General features: G+C 59.6%; 26 protein-coding genes. 10 read left to right on the forward strand and 16 right to left on the reverse strand.

Going from position 1 to position 19,845, the window contains the following annotated elements; genetic code table 11:
• The first annotated feature begins 22 nt into the window (after positions 1 to 22).
• Positions 23 to 1,099 carry an ATP-NAD kinase family protein gene (locus LIX15_RS20015; RefSeq protein ID WP_227775334.1) on the forward strand — a complete coding sequence of 359 codons (1,077 nt, stop codon included), beginning with the start codon at positions 23 to 25 and terminating at the stop codon, positions 1,097 to 1,099.
• Positions 1,100 to 1,186: 87 nt separating this feature from the next.
• Positions 1,187 to 2,215, forward strand: a complete 1,029-nt coding sequence (locus LIX15_RS20020; protein WP_227775335.1) for a phosphate signaling complex PhoU family protein — start codon at positions 1,187 to 1,189, stop codon at positions 2,213 to 2,215.
• A 54-nt stretch (positions 2,216 to 2,269) separates the two neighbouring features.
• Here LIX15_RS20020 and LIX15_RS20025 read toward each other — a convergent pair whose 3' ends face one another.
• Both LIX15_RS20025 and LIX15_RS20030 read right to left on the reverse strand, forming a co-directional pair.
• The gene (locus LIX15_RS20025; protein ID WP_425556730.1) at positions 2,270 to 2,689 is read right to left on the reverse strand and encodes a DUF7528 family protein; all 420 of its coding nucleotides are present in this window, start codon (positions 2,687 to 2,689) and stop codon (positions 2,270 to 2,272) included.
• A gap of 174 nt (positions 2,690 to 2,863) precedes the next feature.
• Entirely contained in the window at positions 2,864 to 4,048 is a 1,185-nt protein-coding gene (locus tag LIX15_RS20030) for an LEA/WHy family protein (protein ID WP_227775337.1), read from the reverse strand.
• A gap of 110 nt (positions 4,049 to 4,158) precedes the next feature.
• Here LIX15_RS20030 and LIX15_RS20035 point away from each other — a divergent pair, with 110 nt between their 5' ends.
• From LIX15_RS20035 to LIX15_RS20050, 4 genes are all read left to right on the forward strand, one after another.
• Positions 4,159 to 4,347: a DUF7525 family protein gene (locus tag LIX15_RS20035; RefSeq protein WP_227775338.1), complete on the forward strand. Its 189-nt coding sequence runs from the start codon at positions 4,159 to 4,161 to the stop codon at positions 4,345 to 4,347.
• A 67-nt stretch (positions 4,348 to 4,414) separates the two neighbouring features.
• Positions 4,415 to 4,639 (forward strand): DUF7123 family protein, encoded by a 225-nt coding sequence (locus tag LIX15_RS20040; RefSeq protein WP_076429064.1) that lies wholly within the window; start codon positions 4,415 to 4,417, stop codon positions 4,637 to 4,639.
• A gap of 38 nt (positions 4,640 to 4,677) precedes the next feature.
• Positions 4,678 to 5,106, forward strand: a complete 429-nt coding sequence (locus LIX15_RS20045; RefSeq protein ID WP_227775339.1) for an SRPBCC family protein — start codon at positions 4,678 to 4,680, stop codon at positions 5,104 to 5,106.
• The gene (locus LIX15_RS20050) at positions 5,103 to 5,903 is read left to right on the forward strand and encodes a carbon-nitrogen family hydrolase (protein WP_227775340.1); all 801 of its coding nucleotides are present in this window, start codon (positions 5,103 to 5,105) and stop codon (positions 5,901 to 5,903) included. The genes LIX15_RS20045 and LIX15_RS20050 overlap by 4 nt, the downstream gene beginning before the upstream one ends.
• Positions 5,904 to 5,932: 29 nt before the next feature.
• Here LIX15_RS20050 and LIX15_RS20055 read toward each other — a convergent pair whose 3' ends face one another.
• From LIX15_RS20055 to LIX15_RS20070, 4 genes are all read right to left on the reverse strand, one after another.
• Complete coding sequence (locus tag LIX15_RS20055) at positions 5,933 to 6,532, reverse strand: flagellin (RefSeq protein WP_227775341.1); 600 nt, start codon at positions 6,530 to 6,532, stop codon at positions 5,933 to 5,935.
• 204 nt (positions 6,533 to 6,736) lie between these two features.
• Positions 6,737 to 6,973 (reverse strand): UPF0058 family protein, encoded by a 237-nt coding sequence (locus tag LIX15_RS20060; RefSeq protein WP_227775342.1) that lies wholly within the window; start codon positions 6,971 to 6,973, stop codon positions 6,737 to 6,739.
• A gap of 296 nt (positions 6,974 to 7,269) precedes the next feature.
• Positions 7,270 to 7,449 carry a DUF7836 family putative zinc-binding protein gene (locus tag LIX15_RS20065; RefSeq protein ID WP_227775343.1) on the reverse strand — a complete coding sequence of 60 codons (180 nt, stop codon included), beginning with the start codon at positions 7,447 to 7,449 and terminating at the stop codon, positions 7,270 to 7,272.
• Between the two features lie 94 nt (positions 7,450 to 7,543).
• Positions 7,544 to 7,738, reverse strand: a complete 195-nt coding sequence (locus tag LIX15_RS20070) for a cold-shock protein (protein ID WP_049970639.1) — start codon at positions 7,736 to 7,738, stop codon at positions 7,544 to 7,546.
• A gap of 184 nt (positions 7,739 to 7,922) precedes the next feature.
• Here LIX15_RS20070 and LIX15_RS20075 point away from each other — a divergent pair, with 184 nt between their 5' ends.
• Positions 7,923 to 9,122, forward strand: coding sequence for a putative manganese transporter (locus tag LIX15_RS20075; RefSeq protein WP_227775344.1), 1,200 nt, complete (start codon positions 7,923 to 7,925; stop codon positions 9,120 to 9,122).
• Between the two features lie 25 nt (positions 9,123 to 9,147).
• On the opposite strand, the gene LIX15_RS20080 is transcribed toward LIX15_RS20075, so the two are convergent.
• From LIX15_RS20080 to LIX15_RS20095, 4 genes are all read right to left on the reverse strand, one after another.
• Entirely contained in the window at positions 9,148 to 9,444 is a 297-nt protein-coding gene (locus LIX15_RS20080) for a ferritin-like domain-containing protein (protein ID WP_227775345.1), read from the reverse strand.
• 94 nt (positions 9,445 to 9,538) lie between these two features.
• Positions 9,539 to 9,844 (reverse strand): DUF8036 family membrane protein, encoded by a 306-nt coding sequence (locus LIX15_RS20085; protein ID WP_227775346.1) that lies wholly within the window; start codon positions 9,842 to 9,844, stop codon positions 9,539 to 9,541.
• Positions 9,845 to 9,900: 56 nt separating this feature from the next.
• Positions 9,901 to 10,176, reverse strand: coding sequence for a winged helix-turn-helix domain-containing protein (locus tag LIX15_RS20090; RefSeq protein ID WP_227776937.1), 276 nt, complete (start codon positions 10,174 to 10,176; stop codon positions 9,901 to 9,903).
• A gap of 44 nt (positions 10,177 to 10,220) precedes the next feature.
• Positions 10,221 to 10,505 carry a DUF357 domain-containing protein gene (locus tag LIX15_RS20095; protein WP_227775347.1) on the reverse strand — a complete coding sequence of 95 codons (285 nt, stop codon included), beginning with the start codon at positions 10,503 to 10,505 and terminating at the stop codon, positions 10,221 to 10,223.
• A 153-nt stretch (positions 10,506 to 10,658) separates the two neighbouring features.
• Here LIX15_RS20095 and LIX15_RS20100 point away from each other — a divergent pair, with 153 nt between their 5' ends.
• The gene (locus LIX15_RS20100; RefSeq protein WP_227775348.1) at positions 10,659 to 11,990 is read left to right on the forward strand and encodes an FAD-dependent oxidoreductase; all 1,332 of its coding nucleotides are present in this window, start codon (positions 10,659 to 10,661) and stop codon (positions 11,988 to 11,990) included.
• A 130-nt stretch (positions 11,991 to 12,120) separates the two neighbouring features.
• The gene (locus tag LIX15_RS20105; protein ID WP_227775349.1) at positions 12,121 to 12,420 is read left to right on the forward strand and encodes a DUF7545 family protein; all 300 of its coding nucleotides are present in this window, start codon (positions 12,121 to 12,123) and stop codon (positions 12,418 to 12,420) included.
• Between the two features lie 83 nt (positions 12,421 to 12,503).
• Here the strand turns inward: LIX15_RS20105 and LIX15_RS20110 are convergent, their stop codons facing one another.
• Both LIX15_RS20110 and LIX15_RS20115 read right to left on the reverse strand, forming a co-directional pair.
• Positions 12,504 to 13,340, reverse strand: coding sequence for an MBL fold metallo-hydrolase (locus LIX15_RS20110; protein ID WP_227775350.1), 837 nt, complete (start codon positions 13,338 to 13,340; stop codon positions 12,504 to 12,506).
• A 240-nt stretch (positions 13,341 to 13,580) separates the two neighbouring features.
• Positions 13,581 to 13,928 carry a DUF7344 domain-containing protein gene (locus LIX15_RS20115; RefSeq protein ID WP_227775351.1) on the reverse strand — a complete coding sequence of 116 codons (348 nt, stop codon included), beginning with the start codon at positions 13,926 to 13,928 and terminating at the stop codon, positions 13,581 to 13,583.
• Positions 13,929 to 14,182: 254 nt separating this feature from the next.
• Here LIX15_RS20115 and LIX15_RS20120 point away from each other — a divergent pair, with 254 nt between their 5' ends.
• Positions 14,183 to 14,977, forward strand: a complete 795-nt coding sequence (locus LIX15_RS20120) for a helix-turn-helix transcriptional regulator (protein WP_227775352.1) — start codon at positions 14,183 to 14,185, stop codon at positions 14,975 to 14,977.
• A 1-nt stretch (position 14,978) separates the two neighbouring features.
• Here the strand turns inward: LIX15_RS20120 and LIX15_RS20125 are convergent, their stop codons facing one another.
• The 4 genes from LIX15_RS20125 to LIX15_RS20140 all read right to left on the reverse strand — a co-directional run bounded on the left by LIX15_RS20125 (position 14,979) and on the right by LIX15_RS20140 (position 19,788).
• Entirely contained in the window at positions 14,979 to 15,818 is an 840-nt protein-coding gene (locus LIX15_RS20125; RefSeq protein WP_227775353.1) for an enoyl-CoA hydratase/isomerase family protein, read from the reverse strand.
• A complete protein-coding gene (locus tag LIX15_RS20130; protein ID WP_227775354.1) occupies positions 15,815 to 16,714 on the reverse strand; it encodes a 3-hydroxyacyl-CoA dehydrogenase family protein in 900 nt (299 codons plus the stop codon). Before LIX15_RS20130 ends, LIX15_RS20125 begins: the two co-directional genes overlap by 4 nt.
• Positions 16,715 to 17,131: 417 nt before the next feature.
• Complete coding sequence (locus tag LIX15_RS20135; RefSeq protein WP_227775355.1) at positions 17,132 to 18,607, reverse strand: zinc ribbon domain-containing protein; 1,476 nt, start codon at positions 18,605 to 18,607, stop codon at positions 17,132 to 17,134.
• Positions 18,604 to 19,788: a thiolase domain-containing protein gene (locus LIX15_RS20140; RefSeq protein ID WP_227775356.1), complete on the reverse strand. Its 1,185-nt coding sequence runs from the start codon at positions 19,786 to 19,788 to the stop codon at positions 18,604 to 18,606. The genes LIX15_RS20135 and LIX15_RS20140 overlap by 4 nt, the downstream gene beginning before the upstream one ends.
• Between the last annotated feature and the right edge of the window lie 57 nt (positions 19,789 to 19,845).

Raw genomic sequence — 19,845 nt, forward strand, 5'->3', positions numbered from 1 at the left:
TCGCGCCGCCCAACCCACAGCCATGCGAATCGGCGTGGTCGTCAATCCCATCGCTGGCATGGGTGGGCGAGTCGGCCTGAAGGGAACAGACGGAAAAGTCGCGCAAGCGCGGGAGCGCGGGGCAAAACAACGCGCGCCGGACAGGGCGGAGGCCGCCCTGTCCGCGCTCAAGGAACGGGCCCCCGAGGCAGAAATCCTGACCTACGCCGACGAGATGGGTGCCGAAGAAGCACGACGCGCTGGATTCGACCCGGAAATCGTCGGCGAACCGTCGAAGGACGACGGGGAGAACGAAACGAGCGCAGAGGACACCCGCGAGGCGGTTCGCCGACTCGCGGCGGAAAACGTCGATTTAATTCTGTTCGTCGGCGGGGACGGAACCGCGGTCGATGTCGCCGAAACGCTCTCGGAGACGGATGCGGAAATCCCGATGCTCGGCGTGCCCGCCGGGGTGAAAATATACTCGTCCGTGTTCGCGGTTACGCCAGAGGCGGCGGGGCGAGTCGCCGCCGGATTCGACCGCACGGAGGAGCGCGAGGTGAACGACATCGACGAGGACGCCTACCGCGAGGGCGAGGTTCGTGCCGAACTGCGAGCGATTGCGCGCGTTCCCGTGGCGGAATCGCTCCAATCGAGCAAACAACTCGGCGGCGGAACCGTCGAAAGCCTCGCCGCCGGGGTCGCCGACGAAGTCGAGGACGGCGCAACCTACGTTCTCGGGCCGGGAAGCACCGTCGGGGCGATAAAATCCCAACTCGGATTCAACGGGTCGCCACTCGGCGTGGACGTGTGGCGCGACGGCGAGGTACTGACCCGCGACGCCAGCGAAACGGAAATCCTGTCCGCCCTCGGGGAGCGAAACGTAATCATTGTCTCGCCGATTGGCGGGCAGGGATTTATCTTCGGGCGGGGAAACCACCAGATTTCGCCCGCCGTGATTCGCCAGTCCGGGGTAGAAGTCGTCGCCTCGAAGACGAAACTCGACGACATCGGCGTCCTACACGTCGATACCGGTGACGAATCCGCGAACGAATCTCTGCGCGGATGGCGAAAGGTACGCGTCGGACGGTTCGAACGTCGGATGATGAAAGTCGAATGAATTTTTAATCTCTCCGCGTGAATGTACGAATCAAGACAGTTGTTGGCATATGGCGACATTTAAGGTTTGGTGGAGAAATTAAAGGACATGGAAACACGGAAGGTTCAGCGATTGGGGCCATCGACGTTGGCGATGACCCTTCCCGCGGAGTGGGCACAGGAACACGGAGTCGAAAAGGGCGACGAAGTGTCTCTTCGAATCAGCGGAAAAGGGTCGCTCACCGTTCTGCCGGAGTCCGCCCACGACGACGAGGCGGAAGCGACGATTCACACGGAACAGTTGGACGCTGGCGCGGTCGAGCGCGCAATCGTCGCGCAGTACGTTCTCGGGCGACGCGTCATCCACGTCGTCAGCGAAGACACGCTCGAAAGCAGCCACATCAACGCCGTTTACAAGGCTGAAACGCAGTTGATGGGACTCGGCGTCATCGAGGAGACGCCCGAAAGCATCGCCATCCGATGTTCGGTTGACCCGGAGGATTTCGACTTGGACAACCTGCTGGAGCGACTGGAGAACACGGGCAGCACCATGCGCGGCGAGGCGGTAAAGGCGCTGGCCCACGGTAACCCAGACCTCGCACAGCGGGCGTTGAACCGCGAGCGACAAGCGAACAAGATTTTCGTCCTCCTCCTTCGTCTCATTTTCACGGCGCACGAAAACCCGACGCTCGCTCGCGCAGTCGGATTGGACAGCGGTTTCCCGCTCATCGGTTATCGCTCGATTGCGAAAAATCTCGAACTGACCGCGGACAACGCCGAGGATATCGCGGACATCGTCCTCGAAGCGAACGGGCATACGCTCGAAGTCGATACTGGCACGATGCGGCGAATCCGCGAGTTCACCGACCAGGTGGATGATATGACCGCGCTGGCGGTACAGGCCGCGGTCGAGCGGGACTACGATATGACGCTCGAAGTTCGGCGGAAGTTCCACGAACTCGGGGACCGGGAATCGGACATCCTCTCCGACCTCCCCGAAATGTCGAACGACGACCTCCTGCAAGTTCGGGACGTGCTCGTCAGTCTCCAGCAGACCGCCCAGTACGCCATGCGAAATGCGGAAATCGCGGCGAATTTGGCGCTGAACGAAGAGAGCGAACACACGACTATCAATTGAACGCTGTGTGGTGACTCGTTTTTTGCCGATTGTTTCGATGAGTGGAACGAGTTTTCAGTCTGCTCCCACCTCGGCGTTTCCGTCGGACCCACCGACACCGGATTCTTCGGCCTCCTTTTCCGCGGTCAGCGGATTGTGCAGGGAAATCCGGCACGGGAAGTCGGGATGCTCCGCGAAGTGACGAACCAGCAGGTGTCGGCGAGACCCCGTGATTCCGGTTCGCCCCACGTCTTCCGCGGAAAATTCGTCCGGCAGGCGGTCGAACAGTCGTGCCATCGCATCGAAGCTTTGGAACACCTTGGCGTTCCCTGCCGAGTCGGCACCTCTCCGAGACACCTCGTAGCTCCCGTCCTCGCGGAAGGTTCCCGCGGTGCGGAAGAACTCTTGGCGCTCCGTCAACGCATCGCCGACGGCGTCTTGCAGTTGCGTCGCTGTTTCGCGCGACAGTTCGTAGTCCTGTCCGTCGATGGCCAGTACAATCGATTCACCGTCTCTCGTTGCCGTTACAGCACTCTCATCGCCCGAGAAGAACTCGACCAGGAGAGTGAGTACTCCGTGGCATACGCAGACATGGTTGGGCCAATATAAAAACTCTGTCGGTGGCGGGAATATTCAGCGATGGTCGGTTCTTCAGTACTGGTCGGCGCGTCAGCGACCGTCAAACAATTCGACAGCGAGCAGTGTTCCGAGGAGTCCGCCGTCGTCCGTGGTCGTCTCGTCGTCGGTCTCCACGGTGGTGGTTCCGTCACCTGATTCCGAAGTCGGCGTCGTCCCGGTCGTTTCCTCGACGGTTTCCGTTTCGTCGGTCGGTTCACCGTCAGTCGTCTTCCTGGTCGTCGAACCGGGCGCAGGATTCACGTCGTCCAACGCACCCTCCGCCGAGTCGTTCTGGAAGATTTCCGTTTCGATCTGTCGCTCGTAGGTCATCGAGCGAAGCGGCACGCGAACCGTGTCGCCGGTCGGTAGGTCGATTTTCGCGTGGAACTCGATTTGCAGCTCAGTCACTTGGTCGTTTTCGAGGTGACTCACCCACCAGTCGTCGAGTTGCTGGTTCCGGATGTTTGCTTGCAATCGAAGCGTTTTTTCGGATTTCGCCGGGATCGTGTACGGCTGTGCGGTCGTTCCGTTCCCAACCGGAACGTCGTTCATCGTCATCTCGTAGCCGATTTCCGAAATCGTGTAGGGGATCGATTTTGGGTTGTACGCCCGCATTCGCAGTTGAATCGGTGTCCGTTCCTGTGTCACTGAACCCCAATTCGCGCCCGTCTCGTTCACGTACAATACCGGGTCGGAGACAAACGGGGCGCTCGCGTTCACCGGGCGCGTTTCGGTCGAGTTGAACTGCCCGATAATGTCCGTCTCGATTTCGTCCTCGTACGGCACGCGTACGGAGCGACCGACGGCGGACGAGCGAACCTCGGACTGAATCCGGAGCGTCGTCTGTTCGTCGTTCCGGATGTGAGTGACCCACCACGCCGGAATCTTTCGATTCTGCATCTGCGTCGAGAACCCGAGCGTCGTCTCCCCCCGGTCGAGCGCGATATTCGAGCGGTGGCCGCTCGCCATCTCCACGTCGTTCATCTCGACGGTGTAGTCAACCGAAGTGTTGCCGACCTGAACGCTGAATGGATTCGGGTTGTCCACGACGAGCGCCGTTCCGATTTCCGTTCGTTCGTTCGTTACGTCGCCGAACTCGTTGTCCACGCCGGAGACGCGCGGTGCGCCGAGAACGCCGGTAAACACCGCGCCCCCGACGAGTACGACGACGAAAAACAGGGCGAGAAATCCTCGCTTTCCAACCGGTAATACCGACTTGAGTTTCTCCGCGACCATATGCGGTTCCTGCGGAGTGACACCAAAAACTTCCCGACTTGTCTCTCTGTCAATAACGGAATTGCACGCGAGTAGAATGAACTAAGTCAGCCCTCCCGCAAAGAGGACATATGGCAGGAAATCAGGTAGTTTCGACGGATATGGGTGTTGGTCTCTCCGTGCTGTTCACGCTCGTCGCGTTTGTGTGTGCGGGGGTAACATTTGTCACACCGGGGACGGAAACCGCCGCATGGGGTTTCGCCGCGGCCATCATCGCCGGTATCCTCGCAGTATCCGCGAGCCACGCCTACTCGAACTGACGCGAAATCAGCACTTGTTCTGTAGGGGATAATGGTTAAGGCCATCTGGCACGTATTGGTGGTGAGGATGACTGAGTTCACCAACGAGGAACAGCGTATCCTCGAATTCCTACGCGACAGCGTGTCGGGCGGTGAGCGCTATTTCCGCGCGAAAAACATCGCCAAACACCTCGGCCTCTCATCCAAGCAGGTGGGGTCTCGGCTGCCGAAACTTGCCGAGAAGTCCGACGACGTAGACATCGAGAAATGGGGGCGCGCTCGTTCGACGACGTGGAAAGTTAGCCCGAACTAAGTGGCTGGCTTTTTACCACCACAGCCCAATTCTAGCGTATGACTGTCCGGGTAGAGCGGACGTTCGAACTCTCGGTTCCTCCCGAGGACGTGTGGGAGTTCCTCGCCGACCCGAAGCGCCGAGCCAGTGCTATCAGCGTCGTCGCGGACTACGACGCGCACGAAGGCCATCGCGCGACGTGGCACATCGAACTTCCAATCCCGTTCGTGAACAAAACGATTCCAGTGGAGACGGAGGATGTTGCGCGCGAGGAACCGCGATACGTAAAGTTCGTCGGGCGCTCGTCGGCCCTTCGCGTTACCGGTGAGCACGAAATCGAACCGACGGGAAAGGGGTGTCGGCTCATCAACCGCTTCGTCGTCGATGGGCGCGTTCCCGGTATCGAACGCTACTTCAAGAAACATTTGGACGACGAACTGCAAAACTTAGAAGAAAAACTTCGTGAGGAGGTTGGCGTAACCACATGAGGCTCGCGCTCGCACAAATCGAAATCGAGGGCGGCGATGTCGAGTCGAACCGCAAGCGCGCCGCGGACGCCATCGAATCCGCGGCGGAACGGGACGCCGACCTCGTTTCCCTCCCCGAGATTTTCAACGTCGGCTACTTCGCGTTCGAAACCTACCAGCGAAACGCGGAGGCGCTCGACGGTCCGACGCTCACACAAATCAGTTCCCTCGCGGACGAACACGATATTGGCGTCCTCGCGGGGAGCATCGTCGAAGATCTGTCCTTAACGGACGGCGAGACCCCCGCCGAAGAGGGGCTTGCGAACACTTCCGTCTTTTTCGACCGTGACGGAAACCGGCGAGCGGTGTACCGGAAACACCACCTGTTCGGCTACGAATCCGCCGAAGCCGAGATGTTGGTTCCCGGCGAATCGCTCGGTATCGTCGAGTTCGAGGACGTAACTATCGGAATGACGACCTGCTACGACCTGCGTTTTCCCGAACTGTACCGCGATATTGCGGAGGCGGGCGCAACCCTCGTCCTCGTTCCGAGCGCCTGGCCCTACCCTCGCGTCGAGCACTGGAAAGTGCTCTCTCGGGCGCGGGCCATCGAAAATCAGTGCTTCCTCGCCACCGTCAACGGCTCCGGTTCCTACGAGGACGCGACTCTCCTCGGTCGTTCCACGGTGTACGACCCGTGGGGAACACCGCTTGCGAGTACGGGTGACGAACCGGAAATCGTCGTCAGGGACATCGACCCGACGCGCGTTTCGAAGATTCGGGAAGAGTTCCCGGCGTGGCACGATAGACGTCGCTAGGCGAACGAAAAAACAAAAGATGGGTTGATTTACAAGTCGATTGCGTGACCGTCCGACAGTGTTTCGGGCACGCTGTGGTGATAAGTCATCGCACCGGAGGAGATGACGACTTTAATCGTAAACTCCTCGCGCTCCTGCAAACCACCCGTTATCTGTTCCGTGTCGAGAACGATACGGAATCTATCTTTCTTGCTGACGAGGACGGGGAGGGAGTCTTCCTCGTCCCGAATTTTTTCGAGACCGAACTGCGTATCGTTTGCTTCACTTCCCATGGTCATGATTTGGGCGCCGTCCGGGCCGAGCCACTCGAGGGTGGCCTGTGACAGGTTGATGTCGCCCGCACCGGAGCCTTTCATCACGGTCATGTTGACGTAATCGACCTCGTGTGACTTGTCGGCCGAATCGTAGGTGACGTTCCCCATGGTGCTTACCACGTGGACGTGATCTGTCACCTGTGCGCTACTCTCTTGACCGGTTTGTTCGGCTTTCGATTGGAGAAAGCCCGCCGTATTGATGAGGACGCCTGCGGCGATTGCGGCGACCAACACCATTGCGATGAACACGATGAGCGTTCCAATACCGACCTGACCTCGGTTCGAACGCCGGTCGTCTGTGTCTTTTTTGTTCATTTTTATTTTATGACTATTTTAATTGATATCTTGCCAGTTCAGTAGTGATACAGTTAGCCCGGTTTCGTATTAAATCCCACAGACGGTTATCATGTCTGAGAATAGTATATAGTAAATAATTTGATATCAATCGATAGGAACCGAACAAAAGACGGCGTCATCACTCGTCTCTCCTACTAATGTCGGGGATCCGCAAACCGTAACTTAGTCAGCCTGAGGTGCAACCGCTTCGCGCTCAGTCGCACGCATCTCCGTCGTTATCGCGTTGGACAGTGCAAAAACAGCGGCTTTGTGGTCAGTTTTCGATTTGTGGATGGACGTCGGTCGTACCCCAAGAGATTCATAATCGTCCAGTGTAATCGGTTCTCCGGTTTTCTTCTCGAAATGATTCCCGACCTCTGCAAGCAGGCCGTGAAGGTGGATGAGCTCCTGCTTCTTCATAAGCATCGCTGAGTAACAGTTGCAGGGTTATATTATTATCTTGAGTGCCGTTAGCACGCCTTACAGTCAACATTTCGGGAGTTTCGCTTCCGTATCGCACTGGTACGCAGTCATTGTAACCGACCATTACCGTCACGATTGGCGATTACGAGGAATCAATTCTCCTTCGATCAGAAACGCTAGGGATTACTTGTTACTACTCGTCGCGAAGTCAGTCGAGAATGATTTGTGGAAAAGTCAGTCGAGAATGATTTGTGGAAAACTGTTCTCCCGCGTGGCGCACCAATAAGCAGTACTTACTGAAGTTGTTTGAGCGTGTTCAAATCGCTCTCGGTTCGTGTGAACTCAGACGTTCGTCGCGTCGCATGGCAGTTCGGGCAGTGGAACTGCTTGTCGGGAGTCGGCAAGTCGTCAGGGCTTGACTCCCAGTGTTTTCCGCATTCCGGACACAGCAATCGAACGTACGTTTCCACCATATCCCGCCTATCGAGTGGTAAGGAGAAAAATCTTGTTGGCGATGCCGTGAAAGAGAGCAGTCGCTGGCCGTCTGCTACGCCACACGGTTTCGTCTTAGAGCCGTTGGAGGTTCGTCGCTCGTGGTCCTTTGTCCGCCTGTTCGATGTCGAATTCGACTTCTTGTCCTTCCTCTAAATCCGGCCCGCCGATATCCTCCATGTGGAAGAATACGTCGTCGTCCGCGTCGTCAGTCTCGATAAAACCGTAACCGCCGGTATCGTTGAAGAACGTGACCGTACCTTGCGCCATTGCAGGTGAACAGAGCGGTGTGATGAAGATAAGAATTGCGGCTAATGGTACTACACTTCCACCGACTCTTTCACATCGTCTCCCGACCGAGTCCACCGCCGAAACATATAAGTTCCAAGGTGCAAAAATATATTTTAGAGATGTCTAAAACTGTCTTCGTCTCCGCGGAGGGGGCGTATATCTGATGAATGAACTACTAGAAGTGTTTCTGGCGTCGGTTCGTGATGGCTACGTCCAAGTGAGCGCGTTCGTCGCAGTCACAGTTCTCCTGTTTGGCCTCATCCAGTACCGAACGAGCGGTGCGCTAGTCGAACGATTGTCCGAAAACGAGCGGCTGCAACCGCTTTTTGGCGCGCTCATGGGACTCACACCCGGCTGTGGCGGCGCTATCGTCATGATGCCGTTGTACGTCCGCGGCACGGTTAGTTTCGGAACCGTCGTCGCCACGCTCATCGCGACGGCTGGCGACTCCGCCTTCGTCATCCTCGCGCTGGCACCGAAAGCCGGACTGTACGCGTACAGTATCGCACTCGCTGCCGCCATCGTCTCCGGCTACGCCATCGACCGGTTCGGCATGGGTGTCGGACGCGTCGATAACGCTGTGGCTACCATCAGCAACACGGCGACCGACGGCGGCGTCGTCAGCGCAAGTCGCGGCGGCAACCCGGCCCACGAGTACGATGCGGGCTGCGAAACGTCTACCGCGCGAGAATCGTCCATTCTGACACCCCTCAGCCACGCAGTTCACGCTCTCTGGTGGGTGTCCGCGAGTATCGCGCTCGCACTAGGTGTCATCTACCTCGCCGCGGGCGCACCCGAGGTTCCACTGGAACTCGGCACCTCCTTTGCAGGAGCATTCACGGTCGTCGGAATTGTGGGAACAACCGCGTCGTTTTACATCTACTTCGTCGGCCGACACTACCTCGGTGATGGCCATATCGGCCGCGCTCGAGACACGTTCGCTAACATCTACGAAACGCTCGTCCACGCGGCACAGGAGACGAGTTTCGTCACCGTTTGGGTGCTCACGGCGTACCTGCTGTACGAGTACTCCGTCCTCCTGTTCAACATCAACGTCGGCGAACTCGCCGCCGCCGCTGGCCTGCTCGCGCCCGTCGCTGGCGCGGCGCTCGGACTGATTCCGGGCTGTGGCCCGCAAATCGTGTTGGCGAGTGTGTACGCGGAAGGCGGGATTCCGTTTTCCGCGCTCACCGCGAACGCCATCAGCCAGGACGGCGACGCGCTGTTCCCGCTCATTGCCATCGACAAAAAGGCCGCAATCGTCGCGTCGGTTTACACGACCATCCCTGCGCTCATCGTCGGTATCGGGTTGCACGTGCTGTTTGACCTCGGTTCGGCGACCGGATTCGGCGTCATCGGGTAGCGCGAAAAGGCTGGTATGATCGGAGTCAGCTAACTGAACGATGAACTGTCCGGCGATTTCTTTGACCTCTTCCATCGTCTTCGCCTTGTCGAAGGCGTCTAGGTACGGCGAGACGCCGTTGAGCGCGTTGAACGACGTCGGGTGACCGCGCTTCGACGCTGTGGATGGTCACTGCCGCCGCCAGGATGTCCTTGTTCTCGATGGACGGTGTCGCACCGGCGTACGCCGCCACGCCTGTGTTTTCTCCGGAGCTGCCGCCGTCGCTATCGCCGCCGTGGTCGTCCGCGCCGACGATACCGATACCTGCTCTCGTCAATTCCACAGCCCCGATAGCCGCCGACCCTGCGAGAAGGTTACGTTATTAATGACTAGCTCATCGCATCGCAAGGTGCCTATCTCCCGATAGAAACAGAAAATCAGTCCCACGTCGCCCACAGGAGGAACGATAGGGCGAAAAACTCCAACACGTGAAGCGCGAGCATCGCGTGCCAGGCCACGGGCGGCACCGCGGTTGCGAACCAAGCGGCACGCATCTGATCCCAGGTGTACACGTAGAACGCCAGCGCGTTTTCGCCGAGCAAGAGGAGTGCGAACACCGACAGGCCGAGCGTCTGCTTCGAGCGGAACTGCATGTAGTTCCGGAGCCAAACGTAGCTCAGGCCGAGGAGCAACAGCACGTTCAGTGCCGTTGAAACCCGCGCTACGTCTATCCAGAGGCCCATCTGTTCCTCCCTTGTGATCGGTGACGGTTATATGCTTTCCCAGATTCAACCATACTTTACTCCACCTGTTCTATGATTTCCTCGACGATGTCCCAGTGCTGGCGGGTGTGCTCCGTGAGCAAGTATACTGCGCCGTAGTCGTCCCCGCTGTTCTCGATAATGTCGTTGTCCATCAGTACGTCGAGGTGATGGCGAACCGTCTTGTAGTCCAGGTCTAACGCCTCGGCCAGTTGATTGGCGTTCCGGGGACGTTCATCCAGCGCGCGAATCAGGCGGACGCGATTGGCACCGCCGCGCGTACCGGTGAGTACGTACCACAGGACACCCTCCATCACCGCCAACCGACACACCCCGGACACGTAAGCGCATCGCCCAACTAAACGGTGAAGAGATGGCCGTCTCTGGGCACGTCGAACAGACCGATTCGCGCTCCAGCGTCCAACCACGCGTGCCCGTAAGAAAACGATGCGAGTGCGTTCACGAGGTCGTCGTCGTCTCGGAAATGTCGCCCGTCTTCGAGATACGATCGGGCCATCTCTTGACAGTCCGCCGCCGCCTCGCCCATCGGCGTGTCGGCCGCTGGAGCTATTTCCGCGGCGTCGAGCGCCTCCAATAGGAGGCGCTCGTAGCGGTTCGTCTTCTCCACGATGTCTGCGCCCATGCACGACCCCTGGAAGGGGGCGAACGTAAGACCTTCGAGGTGTCTCCTCGACCGGGCGTAACGTGCCTAGTGAACGAACTCACCCGAGTGTCGAAACCGGAAACGACCGAAGACAGCGCAAGCTAAATACAGCGCGAACTGTGATATTGCACCATGAGCGAACACTCTCACGTCGAGATTTACACGAAGGAGAATTGCCCCTACTGCGACAAGGCGAAAGATCTCTTCGACGAGAAAGGAATCGAGTACGAAACGTACAACGTGACCGGCGACGACGACCGCTTCTCCGAGATGGTCGAACGCGCCGACGGGCGCAAGACGGCGCCCGAAGTGTTCATCGACGACGAACTTATCGGCGGATGGGATGAGACGAGCGCGCTGGAGGAAACGGGCGAACTGGACGAAAAACTCGGTATCGCGTCGCCGGATGCCGGAGATGAAACGACTCCCGAACACCGGACGCTCATCGTCTCCGGGAGCGGGATTGCGGGACTGACCGCCGCAATCTACGCGGCACGCGGGAACAACGACCCACTCGTCCTCCAAGGCGACGAACCGGGCGGCCAGTTGACTCTCACGACGGATGTAGAGAACTACCCCGGATTTCCGGACGGCATCAGCGGCCCGGAACTCATCAACAACATGCAGGAGCAAGCCGAGCGGTTCGGGGCCGAAGTGAAGACGGGCATCATCGAGAACGTTGACGACACGTCCCGCCCGTTCCGCGTCGAACTCTCGAACGGCGACGTGTACACAACTGACGCGCTCATCGCGGCCAGCGGTGCGAGCGCCAGAACCCTCTCGATTCCGGGGGAAGACGACCTGATGGGCTACGGCGTTTCGACCTGCGCGACCTGCGACGGGGCGTTCTTCCGCGACGAAGAAATGGTCGTCATCGGCGGCGGCGACGCCGCGTTCGAGGAGGCGTCGTTCCTCACGAAATTCGCGAAGAAGGTGTATCTCGTCCACCGACGCGAAGAGTTCCGCGCCGAGAAGTATTGGCAAGACCGCGTGCAGAAGAAAGTCGATGCCGGCGAAATCGAAATTATGAAAAACACCGAGGTAACCGAGATTCACGGTTCTCCCGAAGGGGGCGTCGATCACGTCACGATGGTCACCAATTCCGACGGGAAACCGTCCCAGAAACTCGACGACCCGGAAACCGAGGAGTTCGACTTCGACACTGGTGCGGTGTTCCTTGCTATCGGCCACACGCCGAACACGGACTACCTCGAAGATACGGGCGTCGAACTGGACGAGGAAGGCTACATTCGAACCCTCGGCGGCAAAGGCGGCGGTCAGACGAAGACGGACGTGTCAGGTATCTTCGGCGCGGGCGACGTGGTGGACTTCCACTACCAACAGGCCGTAACCGCCGCTGGAATGGGCTGTAAGGCCGCGCTCGACGCCGACGGTTATCTAGAAACCGCCGACCTCGGCGAGGCGACTGCCGCACAGGAAGGCGCGGCGGCGTCCGACGACTGAATTCGACCGGTAGAAATTCGATTTTTATCCCGTAAATTTCGCTCACATCGTTTTCATGGCGGACTCCGCGGACTCCGCCGATGCAGGCACCAACCACAGACCCTTAACGCTTGACGACGAAATGAGGGCTATGGTTGACGCAGACGAAGTCGAGACGACAACGTACAGCATCGAAGGACCGGACGGCGACAGCGACGAGCTCGAACTCCCGCCGGGACTCATCGACCTGCTCCGTGAGGAAGACGAGACGCGCGAAACGGTCGTCGGTGACATGGCGCTCGTGTCGTTCGTCCAGCAGGCCCACGCCGCGGTTCACCACACGCAGGGCGAACCGGACGAGGAAGTCGTCGCCATCGAGGAGAAAGCGCGCGACCTGTTCGAGGAACGACTCGGCATCTCCTTCGAGCAGGCGACCGGACATTCACACTAAACGATAGATCGGTTTCCGATTAAAACGAGCGTCCGGTTTGTTTCTTTCTGAACCGGTACTGTCTGTCGGATCATCAGCGAGCGCTACAGATCGATTCTGTCCCCGATTTCGACGATTTCCAGCGATTTCGGATAGTCGTAACTTCGGCCGTGTTCGTACAGTGCTGTCGGGTCTGCGGTGAGTCCTTTCCACATGTCCCAGTGGCTTGGAAGCAGGGCATCCAGCTTGAGTGCGTTCGCGGCCTCGATGGTCTGATTTTCGTCGCTGTACCACTTCGTCCGCTTCGGCTCGCGGGTCCGTTTGTCCGGAATTTGACCGACGGAACCGAAGGCGAGTACGCCGAGGTCAATGTCGTAGCGTTCGCCGATTGGTTCGAGTTCGTCGCCCGGTTTCGTGTCGCCGCCGTGGAAAAAGGTTCCCGCCTCGTGTTCGATGACGTAGGAAACGGGATGGGTGGAATCCGGGTCGTTCGCCGGTTCGACGCGAATCGTGAACTCGCCGACTTCGAAGCTATCACCGTCCGAGACTTCCTCGAATTGGTCGTCGGAAACGTCCCATTCGTCAGTCCAATTTTCGTCGTCGCGAGCGACGGCGAGGCTGTCGTCCGGGGCGTAAAATGTCGCGCCGGTCGATTCGAGAATCGGCGCCTGGCTCGGTCCGTGAGTGTGGTCTGTGTGTTCGTGCGTCGCCAGTACCGCGTCGGCCTCAGCCACGTCCTCCGGATCGAACGGAATCGGAATCATTCGGACGGTTCGCGGCGGGTCGCCGGTTCCGAGGTACGGATCGATGAACACCGTCGTTCCACTGTTTCCTTTGAGGACGAACCCGTTGCATCCGAGATACCAGATGGCAACGCCGTCGGGTGCTGCGTCTTCGACTGCGCGCGGAATCCAGTCTCCCCAGTCGCTGTGAATCGCCATACGAACTACTGGCCGGTATGCGTGCCTAAAGCTTGCGTTCACTCCCGGCAACCGAGTCGTAATATGCTTTTTGACGGTCGATGAATCGATATCTCTCAATTATTAACCAAAGACATATATTACGTCAGTCACATTCGAAAAACGCCTGACGATAGTAGTTTCACTGTCGCAGGCAGTCGGTACTGCAATGTGTCTCTGACAGGTGCGGTCGGTATCAACCGCACCCACATTCGAACGTTTTCACGAGTGGCGACTGTCGAAAGGAAGCGACGTTTCCAGCGCGGAGATATCACACGTTCGTTCGACGGTGTTCGTCTCCGCGTCGTAGACGATAAATCCGTAATCCATCAATCGCGGAAGGTGGTTGTGATGGAGTTCGATGACGGTCTGTCGCATGTCATCGTTCGATGCCGTCTCATCGATGAACATCGACTCGGCCAATTCGGGGAGTTCGATGGGACAGTCGTGTTCTGTGAGAGAGCGGATGACTTCTCTGCGGAGGGGATGCTGGAGGACTTCGAACACGGCGGAAGGTGTGGATGACAGTGCGTCGTCCGTGTCCGACAGCACGAATCTGTTGTTGCTCATGTGAATAGTATATCTCGTTGCCCCATTTCGTGGAGATGGGCCAATGGCGTAGCGGGTACCGAGTTCGAATCACGAACCCGGGCATCCGTTGTATTTGAGGCGAGCCCCATTACTTTACTTCGTCGAACGCAGTTTAGATTTGAAAAATGAGTTCCTACCCAAAAATCTATCTCGATAGTTCGGACGGTGATGATAAATGTTACTATTATTTAAAACATGTTTATAACGAATCCAGCACAACGACTGTTCACTGTATGAGTGAGGAGGGTACAACCCCGGACGAACTGATAGGGACGATGACTAAGCGAGCAGAGTTTCTCGCGGTGCTCTCGTCCGGGCCGATGGAAAAACGTGCACTCCGAGACGAATTGGGAGTCTCCCGTTCGACAGTGTACAAAGTAGTTCGAGAACTCAAGGAGTACGATCTCGTCAAGCGGATCAATGACGGTCTCGCGCTAACGCTCGCCGGTCGAATCCTCGAAACCGAGTACGAGACGTTTCGACGGCGTACCGAGGACGTCTGTCGTATTCGCCGTCTGCTTTTGACGCTCCCCGCCGACTGCGGGATATCGACCGCCCTCATCGAAGACGCCGAAATCATCCTTCCGGAGCGCCACGCACCGAATCATCCGATTCGATATTTCGAGCAGATGGTTTCCGACGCCGAGTGCGTGCGGGGGCTTTCACCGGTCGCCCTCCCGCAGTACGTCGATTTGTTTTATGAACGATCCGTTTCTGGGGGAATGGCGGCGGAATTGGTTCTCGAACAACCGGTGGTCGAATACCTCGTCACCGACTACAGCGACCAACTGCGCGAAGCGTTGGGAATCGGTAACCTGTCCGTTTGGGAAACGGAGAACACGCTCCCGTTCGGGCTCGTCGTCGCGGAAGGTACCGACGATAAACCCGACGCCATCTGCGTCGTCGTGTACGATGACCGGGGCGAACTCCGCGGACTCATCACCAACGACGGGCCGAAAGCCGTCGAGTGGGGGCACGAGACGTTCGAAGCGTTCCGAGACGACGCGACTCTCGTCGGTGGAGAGTAACTTACCGATCTTCCCACTCAGGGTCTCGGTCTTCGAGGAAGGCGTCGATGCCCTCGTTTTTGTCCTCGGAGGCGAACAACAGCGCGAACAGTTCCGCTTCGTACTCGATTCCGGCCTCCAAATCCATCCGACTGCTCGCCTTGACCGCCTTTTTCGCCAGTTCGAGCGCCTTCGGGCTTTTGTCCGCCATTCGCCCCGCGAGTTCGTAGATGCGGTCTTCGAACTCGTCGTCGGAACACACTTCGTCCACGAGACCGATATCGCGGGCTTCCTCCGCGTCGATGATTTCACCCGAGAGGACGAGGCGCATGGCTTGCCCCTCGCCGACCAGTCGGGCGAGTCGCTGGGTGCCGCCGCCGCCCGGCATGATACCGAGGTTGATTTCGGGTTGGCCGAGTTTCGCTCGCTCGTGCGCGATGCGCACGTCGCACGCTTGGGCGAGCTCGCACCCTCCGCCGAGCGCGTGACCGTTGAGCGCGCCGATGACCGGCTTTTCCAAGTCGTCTACGTACTCGTACACCCGCGGGCGTTTGCTGGCTTCGCGCTGTTCCATCGCATCGCGCTGTCGCAGCTCCTTTACGTCCGCTCCGGCGACGAAGGCTTTCGCCTCGTTCGCTCCGGTGAGGACGACGACGCGAACGTCCGGCGAAGCTTCCACCGCATCGAGCACGTCCTTCAGTTCGGCGCGCAGTTGCGCGTTCAGCGCGTTTCGCGCGTCGGGTCGGTTCAGCGTTATCGTGGCGACGTACTCTTCGACGGTCGCATCGACCGTTTCGCATTCGCTCGCGACCTGCTCGGGACTGCCGGGCGTTTCGCCGCCCACACCGCTTTCGTCGCTCATTCGCCGTCACCCTCGTTTTGGTCATACTCGCCGGAAACGCCCACAATCTCGCCGTCCTCCCAGACGTAGAACCCTTCGCCGGTCTTCTTGCCGAGTTTCCCGGCGCGAACCTTCTGGCGGAGGATCTGCGGCGGGCGGAATCGCTCGCCGAGTTCCTCGCGGAGGTGTTCGAGAATATCCAGACGAACGTCCAGCCCGACCACGTCGCCGAGTTCGATGGGGCCCATCGGGTGATTGTATCCGAGTTCCATCGCGGCGTCGATGTCCCGGGGACTGGCGACGCCTTCCTGAAGCATTCGAATCGCTTCGACGCCCAAGGAGACGCCGAGGCGCGAGGAGGCGAATCCAGGCGAATCGCGGACTTCGACGCCGACCTTGCCGATGTCTTCGACGAACTCGTCGGCGAATTTGACCGTCTCGCGGTCTGCCTGCTCCGGAACGACGATTTCAACGAGCTTCATGATGTGAACTGGATTGAAAAAGTGGAGTCCGACTGCTCGGCTTGGATTGTCCAACGCGCTGGCGATTTCGGTCAGCGAGAGCGACGACGTGTTCGACCCGATAATCGTATCGTCGGAGACGAGCGCCTCCACGTCGGAAAACGTCGTTCGCTTGATGTCCATCTCCTCCGGCACCGCTTCGACGACCATGTCCGCGTCGCCGACCGCGGTTTCGAGGTCGGTGGTTCCCGAAATCCGGTCGAGGGTGGCTTGCTTTTCTTCGGCGGTCACTTTGTCGCGTTCGACGCCGCCTTGGAGGTTCGCCGATATGCTCTCGATGCCGTTGTCCACGAACTCCTGTTCGATGTCGCGGAGGGTCACCTCGTGGCCGGCCATGGCCGTCACCTGTGCGATTCCGTGTCCCATCGTCCCTGCTCCGAGTACGGCTACCTTCATCGTCAGAAGTGGCGTGGGGGCGCACGAAAAACGTTGTTCTACGCGATTGAATTGCAGGGTTTTTTGCAGTCGGGCGGTTTTCACGGCGGTCAGTCAGAGTTGCTGATTCGATTTTCCCCACTGGTTCGACAAAATTTGAACTACACCGCTCCGGAATAGTGTAAATAGTGGACTAATTATGTGGGTGAATTTTCGCCCGAACGCGCGGCTGCAAACCGTCCTGGCGCAGAAAACATCCGAATTAACAAAACGTATTGCGACTCTGACTGTTTGCAGAAAGCTTTTACCGTAACCGGCAAATCGGTTAATTGTCTCGGGTAGGGGTACACGAGACAAACGATTCCTTCGGAACTGAAATCGGAGCGACTGGTGCGTTGAATGACTCGAAACGACCGCGGTGAGAAGTGTTTCTTCGGTTTAAAATTCCGTTCTTGGACGGATTTTAAACCCATACCTCGTCACGCCTTCCTGCGTGTAAATTCTGCGCATCGTTGTCTCCACCGAGTCGCCAATTTCGAGGGTTCCGGGGTCTGCGCCGGTTACCTGTGCGGGGGCGCTCGCGGTGTCCCCGTCCGGCCCGTCGAGCGCGACGATTGCCACGTCGAAATCGCCCGATTTGGCCTGCTGTTCCGCGAACTCCGGCGGCGCGCCGCCCTGCGAAATCGTCGTCACGGCTTCGACGGTTCCCGCGCCGGTCAGTCGTGCGTCGTCGTATTCCACCAGCGTTTTACAGCCGCTACAGGCACCTTCCGGCGGGAAATTCAGCGCGTCGCAGTCTGGACACTTTCCGGCCAGCAGTCGGTGTCGCTGGTCGAGCGTGCGCCGCCACGATGGAACGCTGACGTAGGCGCCCCCGCCGCTCGGCGGGCCGGATGTGAGGTCGCCGCGCTTGCGTAAATATTCGGCGTAGGAAACGCGATCGTCGCCGTCGAGCGCTATCGAAGCTGGAACGTCGCGCGCTTCGACCAACAGGGCGTCCGCACCGGCACCGCTTCCGAACGAAGCCGCGAGGATTCGTTCGTGGCCGTCCGATAGAGCTTTCGCCAAACTCAGGGGGACGCTCGCCGCGCCGGTATCACCGAGTTCGTGGACGAGCACGCCCGTCTGAATCTCCTCGGTTCCGACGCCGAGTGCGCCCGCCGCGCGGTACGGAAACTTTCCATCCGGGGCTTGGACGCATGCGACATCGACATCCGCGACGTCGAAATTCAACCGCTCGACGGCCCCGGCGAGCGTTTCGGAAAACGCTCGCCGGTCGTAGCCCGTCACGCCAAGGCCTTCGATAGCCTCCTCGCCGGTTCGTCGGAAGCGAGTTCCGGGGAACTCGCTTCCGTACTCGGCCTGCTGGACGACGTTGGCGGAGCCATTCGCATCGAGGACGAACGCCGCCGCACCCGCGCCCGCGCCGTGTTCTTCCGCCGAATCCGGTTTTCCGCGCGGGCAGTCGGCGGCGACGACCAGGCCGACGCCGTCCTCCCACGGCCCGGCGGACAGTCCGGCCACGAGCGCTCTGGTTCCGGCCCGAGTGCTTCCGGTGAAGACGTGCCGGGCCGCCGTCTCCGGCACGCCAAGCATACCGCCGAGACGGGGAGTCGGGTCTTCCTCGGCCATCGGAGGCGTAGTCGAGGCGAAGGCGAAGAAGGAAACGTCGGGATTTCCGGCGGCGGAAAGCGTCCGTTTTCCGGCCTCGTAGGCCATCGTCAAGGCATCCTCGTCGGCCTCTGGAACCGCTTTTTCGTTGACTCTGGCGGCGTGGAACTGCCCCCACGCGTCGCGGAACTCGTCCGCCGTGATTCGGAATCGGGGCGCGTACGCTCCGACCGCGGCGATGTTCGGGTTCGAATCGGTGTGTGAGTCGATGCTTGGATTCGTGTTGATGTTCGAATTCGTCATGCGTCCACCTCCGTTTCGCTCTCCCGTTCGAGGACGTGGACGACCGCCGCACCGCCGCTTCCGCCGACGTTGTGGGTCAGGCCGCGGGTCGCGCCTTCGACCTGCCGGTCACCCGCCGTTCCCGAGAGTTGCTTGAACGCTTCGACCAACTGCCCTGCGCCGGTCGCACCGATTGGGTGGCCCTTGGATTTCAGGCCGCCGGAGGTGTTGACGGGACGTTCGCCGCCGAGTTCGGTTTCCCCGGATTCGACGAGGGGACCGGCCTCGCCGGGTTCGCAGAAGCCGAGGTCTTCGTATGCCAGCAATTCCGCGATTGCGAAGCAGTCGTGAACTTCCGCGAAGTCGATGTCGTCCGGCGTAACTCCGGCCATCTCGTAGGCCTGCTGGCCCGCCTCCTTCGAGGCCGGAACCGAGGTGTACGACTCGCGCTGGAACAGGCCGACTCGGTCGCTGGCCGCGCCGACGCCCGCGATTCGAATCGGGTCGTCGGTGTACCGGTCAACCACGTCCTCGCTGACGACGAGGGCGCAGGCCGCCCCATCCGTCGTCGGACAGCAGTGGTAGAGCGTCAGTGGGTCGGCCACGACCGGCGCGTTTTCGGCGTCCTCGAGCGAACACTCGAAACCGAGATGTGCGTGGGGATTTTTCGCCCCGTTTCCGTGGTTTTTCACCGCCACGCGCGAGAGGTGTTCGCTGGTGGTTCCATACTCCTCCATGTGCGCGTCGGCCATCTGGGCGTAGACGCCTGCGAAGGTCGTTCCCGAGAGTCGTTCCCACTCGGTTTCGCCCGAGACGCCGAGCCAATATTTCGTCGCGTCGCTCGACGTGTCGGTCATGATTTCAACCCCGCCCGCGAGGGCCACGTCCGCCATGCCGCTTTTCACGGCTTGTACGGCGTGTCGTCCCGCGAATCCGCTCGCGGCGCAGGCGTTTTCGACCCGGGTGCAGGGGATTCCGTCGAGTCCGACGTGTTCGGTTACGGCGGGTCCAGAGAGACCGAGTTGTCGCCCGCCGACACCCAGCGTGCCGACGAACGCCTCGTCCACGTCGTCCGGGTCGATGCCCGCCGGAACGCTGTCGCGGGTCGCCTCGAAGGCGGTTCGAAACAGCGACCGATAGCTTTCGTCGGGGAACGACCCGAAATCCGTCTGGGCCGCGCCGACGAGATAGGCGTCTCGCATGGTTGGTGGTCGGGGGTGAGAGGAAAAATAACTGCCGTCACCGTCGCGGGTTTGCCG

The sequence above is a fragment of the Haladaptatus pallidirubidus genome (assembly GCF_020700235.1).
Classification (GTDB): domain Archaea; phylum Halobacteriota; class Halobacteria; order Halobacteriales; family Haladaptataceae; genus Haladaptatus; species Haladaptatus pallidirubidus.

What these genes read in the sequence shown, in the direction of transcription:
- LIX15_RS20130 (WP_227775354.1), bottom strand. Translation starts at nt 16,714, where the DNA reads ATGAAGGTAGCCGTACTCGGAGCAGGGACGATGGGACACGGAATCGCA.
- LIX15_RS20040 (WP_076429064.1), top strand. Translation starts at nt 4,415, where the DNA reads ATGACTGAGTTCACCAACGAGGAACAGCGTATCCTCGAATTCCTACGC.
- LIX15_RS20095 (WP_227775347.1), bottom strand. Translation starts at nt 10,505, where the DNA reads ATGGGCGCAGACATCGTGGAGAAGACGAACCGCTACGAGCGCCTCCTA.
- LIX15_RS20045 (WP_227775339.1), top strand. Translation starts at nt 4,678, where the DNA reads ATGACTGTCCGGGTAGAGCGGACGTTCGAACTCTCGGTTCCTCCCGAG.
- LIX15_RS20055 (WP_227775341.1), bottom strand. Translation starts at nt 6,532, where the DNA reads ATGAACAAAAAAGACACAGACGACCGGCGTTCGAACCGAGGTCAGGTC.
- LIX15_RS20060 (WP_227775342.1), bottom strand. Translation starts at nt 6,973, where the DNA reads ATGAAGAAGCAGGAGCTCATCCACCTTCACGGCCTGCTTGCAGAGGTC.
- LIX15_RS20015 (WP_227775334.1), top strand. Translation starts at nt 23, where the DNA reads ATGCGAATCGGCGTGGTCGTCAATCCCATCGCTGGCATGGGTGGGCGA.
- LIX15_RS20020 (WP_227775335.1), top strand. Translation starts at nt 1,187, where the DNA reads ATGGAAACACGGAAGGTTCAGCGATTGGGGCCATCGACGTTGGCGATG.
- LIX15_RS20075 (WP_227775344.1), top strand. Translation starts at nt 7,923, where the DNA reads ATGAATGAACTACTAGAAGTGTTTCTGGCGTCGGTTCGTGATGGCTAC.
- LIX15_RS20065 (WP_227775343.1), bottom strand. Translation starts at nt 7,449, where the DNA reads ATGGTGGAAACGTACGTTCGATTGCTGTGTCCGGAATGCGGAAAACAC.
- LIX15_RS20090 (WP_227776937.1), bottom strand. Translation starts at nt 10,176, where the DNA reads ATGGAGGGTGTCCTGTGGTACGTACTCACCGGTACGCGCGGCGGTGCC.
- LIX15_RS20070 (WP_049970639.1), bottom strand. Translation starts at nt 7,738, where the DNA reads ATGGCGCAAGGTACGGTCACGTTCTTCAACGATACCGGCGGTTACGGT.
- LIX15_RS20135 (WP_227775355.1), bottom strand. Translation starts at nt 18,607, where the DNA reads ATGACGAATTCGAACATCAACACGAATCCAAGCATCGACTCACACACC.
- LIX15_RS20085 (WP_227775346.1), bottom strand. Translation starts at nt 9,844, where the DNA reads ATGGGCCTCTGGATAGACGTAGCGCGGGTTTCAACGGCACTGAACGTG.
- LIX15_RS20030 (WP_227775337.1), bottom strand. Translation starts at nt 4,048, where the DNA reads ATGGTCGCGGAGAAACTCAAGTCGGTATTACCGGTTGGAAAGCGAGGA.
- LIX15_RS20115 (WP_227775351.1), bottom strand. Translation starts at nt 13,928, where the DNA reads ATGAGCAACAACAGATTCGTGCTGTCGGACACGGACGACGCACTGTCA.
- LIX15_RS20105 (WP_227775349.1), top strand. Translation starts at nt 12,121, where the DNA reads ATGGTTGACGCAGACGAAGTCGAGACGACAACGTACAGCATCGAAGGA.
- LIX15_RS20035 (WP_227775338.1), top strand. Translation starts at nt 4,159, where the DNA reads ATGGCAGGAAATCAGGTAGTTTCGACGGATATGGGTGTTGGTCTCTCC.
- LIX15_RS20050 (WP_227775340.1), top strand. Translation starts at nt 5,103, where the DNA reads ATGAGGCTCGCGCTCGCACAAATCGAAATCGAGGGCGGCGATGTCGAG.
- LIX15_RS20120 (WP_227775352.1), top strand. Translation starts at nt 14,183, where the DNA reads ATGAGTGAGGAGGGTACAACCCCGGACGAACTGATAGGGACGATGACT.
- LIX15_RS20110 (WP_227775350.1), bottom strand. Translation starts at nt 13,340, where the DNA reads ATGGCGATTCACAGCGACTGGGGAGACTGGATTCCGCGCGCAGTCGAA.
- LIX15_RS20100 (WP_227775348.1), top strand. Translation starts at nt 10,659, where the DNA reads ATGAGCGAACACTCTCACGTCGAGATTTACACGAAGGAGAATTGCCCC.
- LIX15_RS20140 (WP_227775356.1), bottom strand. Translation starts at nt 19,788, where the DNA reads ATGCGAGACGCCTATCTCGTCGGCGCGGCCCAGACGGATTTCGGGTCG.
- LIX15_RS20125 (WP_227775353.1), bottom strand. Translation starts at nt 15,818, where the DNA reads ATGAGCGACGAAAGCGGTGTGGGCGGCGAAACGCCCGGCAGTCCCGAG.